The sequence below is a fragment of the Bdellovibrio bacteriovorus genome (assembly GCF_001592755.1).
Taxonomy (GTDB): Bacteria; Bdellovibrionota; Bdellovibrionia; order Bdellovibrionales; family Bdellovibrionaceae; genus Bdellovibrio; species Bdellovibrio bacteriovorus_E.
Map to the genome: position 1 here is coordinate 106,760 of NZ_LUKF01000006.1, position 9,519 is coordinate 116,278.

General features: G+C 45.9%; 6 protein-coding genes and 1 rRNA gene. All 7 read right to left on the reverse strand.

The window, feature by feature from the left end; all coding sequences use genetic code 11:
- Window position 1 precedes the first annotated feature (1 nt).
- The 7 genes from AZI85_RS05905 to rrf all read right to left on the reverse strand — a co-directional run bounded on the left by AZI85_RS05905 (window position 2) and on the right by rrf (window position 9,440).
- Entirely contained in the window at window positions 2–694 is a 693-nt protein-coding gene (locus AZI85_RS05905; protein ID WP_063243213.1) for a response regulator, read from the reverse strand.
- Entirely contained in the window at window positions 691–3,369 is a 2,679-nt protein-coding gene (locus AZI85_RS05910) for a sensor histidine kinase (protein ID WP_063243214.1), read from the reverse strand. Before AZI85_RS05910 ends, AZI85_RS05905 begins: the two co-directional genes overlap by 4 nt.
- The gene (gene kdpC / locus AZI85_RS05915) at window positions 3,366–3,905 is read right to left on the reverse strand and encodes a potassium-transporting ATPase subunit KdpC (protein WP_063243215.1); all 540 of its coding nucleotides are present in this window, start codon (window positions 3,903–3,905) and stop codon (window positions 3,366–3,368) included. Before kdpC ends, AZI85_RS05910 begins: the two co-directional genes overlap by 4 nt.
- Window positions 3,902–5,980, reverse strand: a complete 2,079-nt coding sequence (gene kdpB, locus AZI85_RS05920; RefSeq protein WP_063243216.1) for a potassium-transporting ATPase subunit KdpB — start codon at window positions 5,978–5,980, stop codon at window positions 3,902–3,904. The genes kdpC and kdpB overlap by 4 nt, the downstream gene beginning before the upstream one ends.
- A 9-nt stretch (window positions 5,981–5,989) precedes the next feature.
- A complete protein-coding gene (gene kdpA / locus AZI85_RS05925; RefSeq protein ID WP_063243217.1) occupies window positions 5,990–7,678 on the reverse strand; it encodes a potassium-transporting ATPase subunit KdpA in 1,689 nt (562 codons plus the stop codon).
- Window positions 7,679–7,849: 171 nt separating this feature from the next.
- Window positions 7,850–8,278 (reverse strand): DMT family transporter, encoded by a 429-nt coding sequence (locus tag AZI85_RS05930; protein WP_081110927.1) that lies wholly within the window; start codon window positions 8,276–8,278, stop codon window positions 7,850–7,852.
- A 1,045-nt stretch (window positions 8,279–9,323) separates the two neighbouring features.
- A 5S ribosomal RNA gene (rrf, locus tag AZI85_RS05935) occupies window positions 9,324–9,440 on the reverse strand.
- Window positions 9,441–9,519: the final 79 nt, after the last annotated feature.

A 9,519-nucleotide genomic window follows, 5' to 3' on the forward strand; every position in this document is an offset into this window, starting at 1 on the left:
TTTAAATATCCAAAAGCCGATACCCTACGCCAGCCTCCGTCACAATGACGTCTGGCGTTTTTTCTGAAATCTTCAGCTTCTTGCGCAAAGCCCCCACATACACTCGCAAGTAATGAGTGTGCTCAACAGAGTTGGGTCCCCAGACCTCATTAAGCAACATCCGGTGAGTCACCACTTTTCCTTTATAGCGCATCAATACCTTGAGAATATTAAACTCGGTGCTCGTGAGTTTCACGTGTTCCCCGTCCACCGTAACGACGTGACCGGCTAAATCCATCTTTAAGGGACCACTAGCGAACTCCGACCTTTCAGGCGTCCCCGCCGATGAGTGACGAAGAGCCACTCGCATGCGCACTAAAAGTTCGGGCAGACTGAAGGGCTTTGTAATGTAGTCATCTGCGCCGCCATCTAAGGCTGCGACCTTATCGTTATCAGAATCCTGGACCGTTAAGACAATGACAGGCAATTGGGTCCAGCCGCGAATTTCTTTTAAAACTTCAAGCCCCGTGACGTCAGGAAGACCTAAATCCAAAAGCACAATATCGGGCCGCAAAGAAGCGACCAAAGAAACGCCTTCTCGTCCCAAAGAGGCTTCGTCGACATGATAACCATTCCCTTCCAAACTGACTCGCAGGAGTTTTCGGATAGAAGCTTCATCGTCGATCACCAGTACTTTTTTCGCACCCTCTTTCATGATTCACCCATGAGATCTTGCGGCGGTTTTTCGTAAGGAAGTTTTATCAAAAACTCGGCTCCGGCAAGGGCTTCTCTATTTTGAGCATAAACTTCTCCTCCATGCGCTTCAACTAATGCTTTAACAATAGCTAACCCCAAGCCCACCCCACCAGTTGCGCTCCCAGGAACACGATAGAAAGCTTCAAATATTTTCTTTAAGTGCTGAGCCGGGATTCCGGGCCCTTCATCTTTCACTGAAAGCACAGCTCCGTTACCGCCATCTAAACTTAAAGTAATTGTTGAGCCTAAAGGAGAATAGCGAATGGCATTCGTTAAAAGATTCATCAGCACGTGTTCAATCAATCTTTCATCCACTCGTACATAGACAGGCCGTGAAAAACTCACGACAGAAATTTTATGTTGCGCAACCAGCCGTCCCATCTTCGCCGGCATACCCGAAATCAGATCATTTAAATCAATCCATTCCTTTTTCAACTGCAAAGCGCCCGAGTTTAATCGCGACATGTCCAGCAGATTTTCGACCACCTGATTCAGCCTTAAGGACGAGTCCACAATATCTTCAGCCAACTGATGGCGAAGATCTTCTTGCGCTCCAAGTTTTTTATCGGCCATGGCTGACGCGGATCCAATAATCGCCGTCAATGGCGTACGCAATTCATGAGATACCGAGTTTAAAAGAGCTTGATGCAGATTTTCTGAAGCCTCTAGCACCTTGGCTTTTTCGGCACTCTTTTGCAAACGCAGACGATCCAGTGCCATAGCAGTTTGAGCCGACACATTCTCTAGAAGATGTTGTTGATCTAAGGTCAGGCTTTCTTTTTCACGAGGATAAAATAATAACACTCCGACCGAACGTTCTTTAGCTTTTAAAGGAATCGCCAGACAACGAGACTCAGATAAAGTTTCCGTTTTCCAACCCGCATGACGGTTGTTTTCAAAGGACCACAGGGCCAACGCAAAATCCTTGTCGTCGACCTTAATGTCGTTCACGGATTTTCTTAAAAGATCCCCGTCTTCGTCCGTCAGCAAAATCTTCACTTTACCATTCACGATGCGCTCTAAACTTTGCGATGCCGCAAGACTGACATCTAAAACAGACATCGCTGAGGCGAACTCACGAACAAGTTCGTACAAAACACGAGTCCTTTTTTCTCGACTTTCGAGATCCCTATCCCGCGTGCGAATCCGGTCCGCAAGAACACCACTGAGTATGGCCACCAGAAAATAAGACAAACACATCATCACATCTTCAGGTTGCGAGATCGCAAACGTCATGGCCGGCGGGATAAAAAAGAAATTCCAAATCAACGCACTCAGAGCCGCGGCAAAAAGCACAGGCCCCAATGTAGCCATGAGGCCAATTAAAATCATACTTAACAAAAAAATAAATCCGACCGAACGGTAGCCGATAATGGGAACGGTCAATCCACTGATAAAGCTCACCCCCAATAAGGCGCAGAGCGAATACCAATAAGAAGCCAGCGAAGAATGAAAACCCGGAGGCATCCATTTTATTTTCCGCGCCGTGGAGTCTTCCTGTTGACGGATTATGTGTACATCCACATCACTGCTTTTACTGACCAACTGATCCAGCAAAGATCCATGCCCTTTAATACGACTCCACAACCCCTGCTGAGGTCGCCCCATGATGATTTGCGTAACATTACGCTCATGAGAAATCTCGCGAATACTCTCAGCGATGTTGTTGTTTTTGACTGAAACAACTTCTGCACCCAGTTCGCGAGCGAGGTTCAAATTTTTCAAAAGCATCGATTGATCTTCAGAACTTAAACGCGCTTCATTTTCAATATGTAAGGCGATCCAAGGCGCTTCCAGACTGAATGCCATACGACGAGTCGCTCGAATCAATCGTGCCGCAAACGGACTGTGACTAACGGCAACCAAAAGCCGTTCTTGCGTATTCCAGGGGCCTGGTATTTGCTGAACGATCATTTGATTTTGCAGATCCTGGTCCACTTGCTCTGCCGTATAACGCAAAGCCAGTTCACGAAGAGCGGTCAGATGAGTTTCTTTAAAAAAGTTTTCTTCGGCCCGAACTGCTCGATCCCCTTGATAAACTTTCCCTTCTTTCATGCGCTTTAAAAGACCTTGCGCCGAAATATCGATAAGTTCGATTTGATTTGCCAGATCTAAAACAGAATCAGGGATACGCTCTTGGACTTTCACTCCGGTGATTTGTTGAACCAAATCCGCGCGACTTTCTAGATGCTGCACATTCACCGTGGAATAAACATCAATGCCCGCTTCCAAAAGCTCAAGCACATCTTGATATCTTTTCGGATGACGAGAGCCAGGAGCATTCGTGTGCGCCAGTTCGTCCACCAAGACCAAACGAGGCTTGCGCATCAGGATCGCATCCAAATCCATTTCTTTTAAAAGAGTGTCTTTATAAACGACATCTTTCCGTGGAAGGATTTCAAGACCGGAAAGAAGTTCTTCCGTCTCTTTACGCCCATGAGTTTCAACAATGCCGACAACAAGATCCACACCTTGCTGAACTTGCTCTAAGGCCGCCTTCAACATCGCATAGGTTTTCCCGACACCGGGACACATCCCAAAAAAAACGCGAAAGTGCCCTCGCACTTTTTCGCCTTCTTCCTTTTTTATCCCGGCCAACAAACGATCGGGATTGGGACGATATGCTTCACTCATAATTTTTCATCCAGTGCCAGGTTTAGTTTCAGAACATTCACCCGGACTTCACCCAAAAGTCCGCCCTGACGGCCCTCAGTGTATTCCTGGATCAGCTTTTCAACCAGCACTGTTTGCTCTTGCGACAGCTTGCGTTCAGCAACAATGCGTTGAACCTGCGAGCGCGCCGCCAACAGAGAAATATGGGGATCTAAACCACTGCCGGACGTAAAGAGCATTTCAGCAACGGCTCCATGGACTTTCCGCTCGGCGATAGCACTTTTAAGGCTCTCATTGGTTGGACCCGCATTCGATGCACCTGATGCCACAGTAGCGTAGTCCCCAGCTGAAGGACGCGGCCAGAAATATTTAGGATTCACGAACTTTTGCGCGATCAGCTCTGAGCCAATAACTTGACCGTTTTTTTCAATCAAAGAACCTTCGGCTTGAACGGGAAAGAAAATCTTTCCCGCGAAAGTCACCGCGAGTGGATAAATGATTCCTAAAAGAAAAGTCATGACTACGAATATTTTAATAGAAATTAAAAATTGCTTCATAACACCCAACCCATTCCTACAATGCAAATATCTATGATTTTAATTCCGACAAAAGGGACAAGGACCCCACCAAATCCATAAATAAATAAATTTCTTTTTAGAATGATGTTGGCACCTTCAGGACGATACTTCACTCCACGTAAAGCCAAAGGAATCAGCGCAATAATAATTAAAGCATTAAAAATCACGGCACTCAGAACCGCACTTTGCGCTGAATGAAGTCGCATAATATTTAGAGCCGCAAGGGGCCCTTCTCCGTTGGCCACGTAAAGGCCCGCAAACATTGCCGGAATGATGGCAAAGTATTTGGCGATATCGTTAGCGATACTGAAGGTCGTTAACGCCCCTCGAGTCATTAAAAGCTGCTTTCCAGTTTCAACAATCTCAATCAGCTTTGTTGGATTTGAATCCAAATCGACCATATTGCCTGCTTCTCTGGCAGCTTGTGTTCCCGTATTCATAGCAACACCAACATCGGCTTGCGCCAGTGCCGGAGCATCGTTCGTCCCGTCCCCCGTCATCGCTACCAAGTGCCCACGATTTTGTTCATCGCGAATGCGTTGTAATTTCATTTCCGGCGTGGCTTGGGCAATATAGTCATCAACCCCCGCTTCGGCAGCGATGGCCGCCGCAGTTAGCGGATTATCTCCTGTGACCATCACCGTACGAATACCCATGCGTCGAAGCTCAGCAAATCTTTCGCGAATACCGCCTTTGACGATGTCCTTCAGATGAATCACCCCAAGTACTTTTTTATTTTCAACAACCACTAAAGGCGTTCCCCCTTGGCGGGCAATGGCCTCTGCGGCGTTTTTCACATCCAACGGAAAAACTCCTCCTAAAGACTCCACGTATTTTTGAATCGAGTCTCCAGCGCCTTTACGGAGTGCACGGACGCCTTCATTTGTTTTGATATCAACACCACTCATCCGAGTTTGCGCCGTGAATGGAACAAATTGCGCTTGATGAGGGTCAAGATTCTGAGCGCGCAAAGAAAATCTTTGTTTGGCTAACACCACGATCGAGCGTCCCTCGGGTGTTTCGTCACTCAGCGACGCTAATTGTGCGGCCTCAGCCAAAGCTTCCAGCTCGACACCGGCAGCCGCTTTAAATTCAAAAGCCATCCGGTTTCCCAAAGTAATGGTACCTGTTTTATCAAGCATCAAAACATCGATATCACCGGCGGCTTCAACGGCACGTCCACTTTTCGCGATCACATTTTTACGAATCAAGCGATCCATCCCGCTAATACCAATGGCACTAAATAGTCCACCGATAGTGGTCGGAATCAAACACACTAAAAGCGCTATCAACACGGGCACAGTTACAATATCTGAAAGATCTTGTCCTGCACTTTTCGCTGAATAATCTGCAAAGAATTTCAAAGTGATAACAGCTAGAACAAACACCAACGTCAGTGACACTAAAAGAATGCTTAATGCGATCTCGTTTGGAGTCTTTTGTCTTTTGGCTCCTTCCACAAGATTGATCATTCGATCTAAAAAACTATTTCCAGGATCTGCCGTAATACGAATGATGATGCGGTCACTTATTACGCGTGTACCTCCAGTGACAGCACTACGGTCTCCTCCCGCCTCTCGTACGACCGGAGCAGACTCACCCGTGATCGCGGATTCGTCGACCGTCGCAATTCCTTCAATGATTTCTCCGTCACCGGGGATGACATCACCGGCTTCACAGACAACGGTGTCTCCTTTTCGTAACGACAAAGAAGCAACATTTTCTTCGCGGCCTTGAAAGATTTTACGAGCCATCGTGTGCGAGCGCGTTTTTTTCATCGACTCGGCCTGTGCCTTCCCGCGTCCTTCCGCCAAGGCCTCTGAAAAGTTCGCGAATAAAACTGTAAACCACAACCACAATCCTAATTGCATTTCAAAGCCAAAGCTGGCACCTGATTTCATTCGGTAAAGCGTGGCGAAGCTAACTACCAAGGCGCCGATCCACGTGATGAACATCACGGGATTCTTCCATTGCGCTTCGGGATTTAGTTTCTTGAAACTATCGAAAAAAGCTTGTTTAAGTATTTTTTTATCTGAAAAAGTGGAAGCACTCATAATCACTCCTTAGCCTCTCAACATCAGCAAGTGCTCTAAAATTGGACCCAATGACAAAGCCGGAAAAAACGTCAACGCGCCGACAATCACAATGACTGCGCAAAGCAGAATCACAAATAAAAGTGAGTCCGTTCTGAATGTTCCCACAGAGGCCGGCGACATCTTTTTGCCGGCAAGATTTCCGGCGATGGCCAGCACCGGAAAAATAATCGCGAAGCGACCTACCAACATCGCAAGTGCAATAGTGATATTGTAAAACGATGTATTGACTGTCAGACTGCCAAAGGCACTTCCATTATTAGCCGCCCCAGACGTGTAGGCATAAAGAATTTCACTCAACCCATGCGGTCCCTGATGCCCCAAACCTGCAAGTCCCTGAGGCGTCGCAATCGCTAGCGCACTGAACATCAGTACCGCCACACAAGGCGCAAGGACTCCGGCCACAACCCAGATAATTTCTTTGGCTTCGATTTTTTTACCCAAGTACTCAGGTGTTCGTCCCACCATCAATCCAGAAATAAAAACGGTCAAAATCACAAAAAGCAACATGCCGTACATTCCGGCTCCCACACCGCCGAAGATGACTTCACCTAGCATCATATTGAGCATGGCAATACCACCACTGAGTGGAGACAACGAACTGTGCATGGCATTCACAGAACCGTTCGAAGCAGACGTCGTCAGAACAGACCACAAAACACTGTTCGTCACTCCAAATCGGGTTTCTTTTCCCTCCATCAACGCCGCCTCGCCAATGTAAGGGTTTGCGCTATATTCACTCCAAAGTGATAACAATAACATCACAACAAACATCGCCATCATCGCTGAAAACAACATCCATCCTTGTTTTTTTGAACCCACCATCACACCAAATGTGTAAGTGCTCGCCGCCGCAATCAGTATCAGTGAAATCATTTGCAAGAAATTGCTCCACGGAGTTGGATTTTCATAAGGATGCGCACTATTAACACCAAAGAATCCGCCACCATTCGAACCCAGCTGTTTAATCGCCACCTGAGAGGCTGCCGGCCCTTGCGGTAAAATCTGTTCAATACCTTCTAAGGTTTTCACGGGCACGTAGGCATTGAAGTTTTGCACAACTCCTTCGCTCATCAACAAGACCGCAAGTATGAATGACAATGGCAAAAGCACGTGCACCGTCGAACGAGTCAGATCCACCCAAAAGTTACCAAGACCTGTCACTTGCTTGCGGGCAATTCCGCGAGTGAGCGCTAAAAAAACCGCGAAGCCTGTCGCCGCACTCAAAAAATTCTGCACTCCCAGTCCCAACATCTGAGTCAAATAGCTCAAAGTACTTTCACCTGAGTACGCCTGCCAGTTCGTGTTCGTCATAAAGCTCACGGCGGTATTAAAAGCCAAATGCCACGACGTATTTGCGAAATCCTGTGGGTTCAGCGGAAAAACCTGCTGACTCATCATCAACAGCATCACAAAGGCCAGTCCGATAAGGTTGAAAAATAAAAGAGCGATCGAGTACTGCTTCCAGTCCATTTCGCAAGATTCGTTAATTCCACATGCTTTATAGATGAATGTTTCCAAAGGCCGTAAACCAGAGGAAAGCCATGTGCGTTCCCCTTGAAAAACCTTTGCCATATAACCACCCAGCACAGGCGTCGCCACCACGATCACCCCGAGGGTTAAAAAAACCTGAATGAAGTCTGCTATAGTAAAACCCATTGTTAATCCTCTTAGTGACTAACAATGTAGGCCTTCCCACATCAATTCCGCGTAAAGAGATCTACACCTGACATAAAGAAAAAATAAAAATCCAAAAAGACATTGATCTATTCGGAAATAAAAAAAGGCGACATTTCTGCCGCCTTTAATTCACAAATAGATTTTTCCAAGTTAACCAGAATTTCTTTCACTCACGACTTCACGAACTTCCGAAGTCGCAGGTTTTTCTGGATGAAGCACTTTGACGTTATCTACTTTCGCAATTTGCTCCACCGGTTTAGTCTCAGAGAAGTTCAACATCACAACTCCAAGAATGATCAAACTCGTCGCCAATACTTTTTGTATTGGAAGTGGTTCGTTAAACATCCAAAGCCCCACAAGCGCCATCATCGCCGTTCCCACACCCGCCCAGATTGCATAGACGATACTGATAGGTAACGACTTCAAAGCGACAGCGAGAGCCACAAAGCAGATTCCATGACAAACTATAGTAAGAATGACTGGAAGCACCTTTGTGAATCCCACGGAATATTTCATGGTGATTGTGCCCAAAACCTCAAAAACGATTGCTGCTGCCAAATACAAGTATGCATTAGCCATAAGACACCCTGTCGCATCTCGACCCTTTCCTTGTGCTATTCAATTTTGTTTTCCCGTGCTCGGGTGATTCCCCGAGAGATCTTTTTTTGATTCAGTCAAAAAAGACTTAAAAAGCGAACAGGAGAAAATTCCTGTTATTGATATATGTAGAATACCATAGCCCCTTCCAAAAAGCTCTCATGACTCGACTAAAATAATATTACTTAGAGATTTCAGTTATTTACAAAAGAGACACAAAGCCTCCTAAGGAGCCTAAATATGTTTATATCTATCAACATTTGTTTATATATTCGAATCATATTGAGACAGCAAAAAGGCATTTATAAGAACTCTAACAAGAACATGATTTTGAAATCGACTGACTTAGTTGGAGAAAAACGGATCGAACAAACCGACCAGAGGCACTCCTAGCAACCACTTGCACGGTGGAGGTAACTTCCAGCAGAAGAACCTCGGTTACTAGTAGATCTCTTAATGAGAGACACTGTTCAAATGAGAGGAAGGGAATGAGTAATTCTTCAGAACCGACAACAAACTACTTTAACGCATCAGCTTACTGCCATCGTGGCAGTAAAAGAGCCATCTGTCTTACTCCGCCAATGATCCTTTAAACGAACCGCGTACCTATTTGGCACAAAGGGAAGGCAGGTACCTCTAAAATATCAGGACGATCATTTTTGGAAACTACCCAGTGTTACTTCCATCGTGGAAGTAATTTTCGAACAAGAACAACACCGGAGTAACGCACTAGCTTACTGCCACCGTGGCAGTAAAGGAGCCATCTGTCTTACTCCACCAACAATCTTCTATAAACGAACCGGGCGTACCTGTTTAGCATCAAGAGAAGCAGGTACTTTCATTTACCAAAAGGTCTTTATAAAGAACTATCAGGAACTTTTATTTACTTCCACAGTGGAAGTGATGTGGTTTGGAGAGACAGTATTGATTATCGAAGGACTGATTTAGTAATGAAGAAACGAATTCAGCAGAAAAAAGGCGAAAAAAAACCCAGATTACTTTCGTAACCTGGGTTCAAGTAAAATAGAGCTGGCATCGTGCTACTCTCCCACACGGTCGCCCGTGCAATACCATCGCCGCAAGAGGACTTAACTTCTGAGTTCGGAATGGGATCAGGTGTGGCCCCTCTGCTATAAACACCAGCAAAGCGTTTATTAAGTCAAAGTGGAGTCGTTATAGACTCCTTTTTCGTTTCTCGCAACCTACTTCCAATCCAAATGGAG

Coding starts and splice junctions, on each gene's coding strand:
- AZI85_RS05930 (WP_081110927.1), bottom strand. CDS start 8,278: ATGGCTAATGCATACTTGTATTTGGCAGCAGCAATCGTTTTTGAGGTT.
- kdpB (WP_063243216.1), bottom strand. CDS start 5,980: ATGAGTGCTTCCACTTTTTCAGATAAAAAAATACTTAAACAAGCTTTT.
- kdpC (WP_063243215.1), bottom strand. CDS start 3,905: ATGAAGCAATTTTTAATTTCTATTAAAATATTCGTAGTCATGACTTTT.
- AZI85_RS05910 (WP_063243214.1), bottom strand. CDS start 3,369: ATGAGTGAAGCATATCGTCCCAATCCCGATCGTTTGTTGGCCGGGATA.
- kdpA (WP_063243217.1), bottom strand. CDS start 7,678: ATGGGTTTTACTATAGCAGACTTCATTCAGGTTTTTTTAACCCTCGGG.
- AZI85_RS05905 (WP_063243213.1), bottom strand. CDS start 694: ATGAAAGAGGGTGCGAAAAAAGTACTGGTGATCGACGATGAAGCTTCT.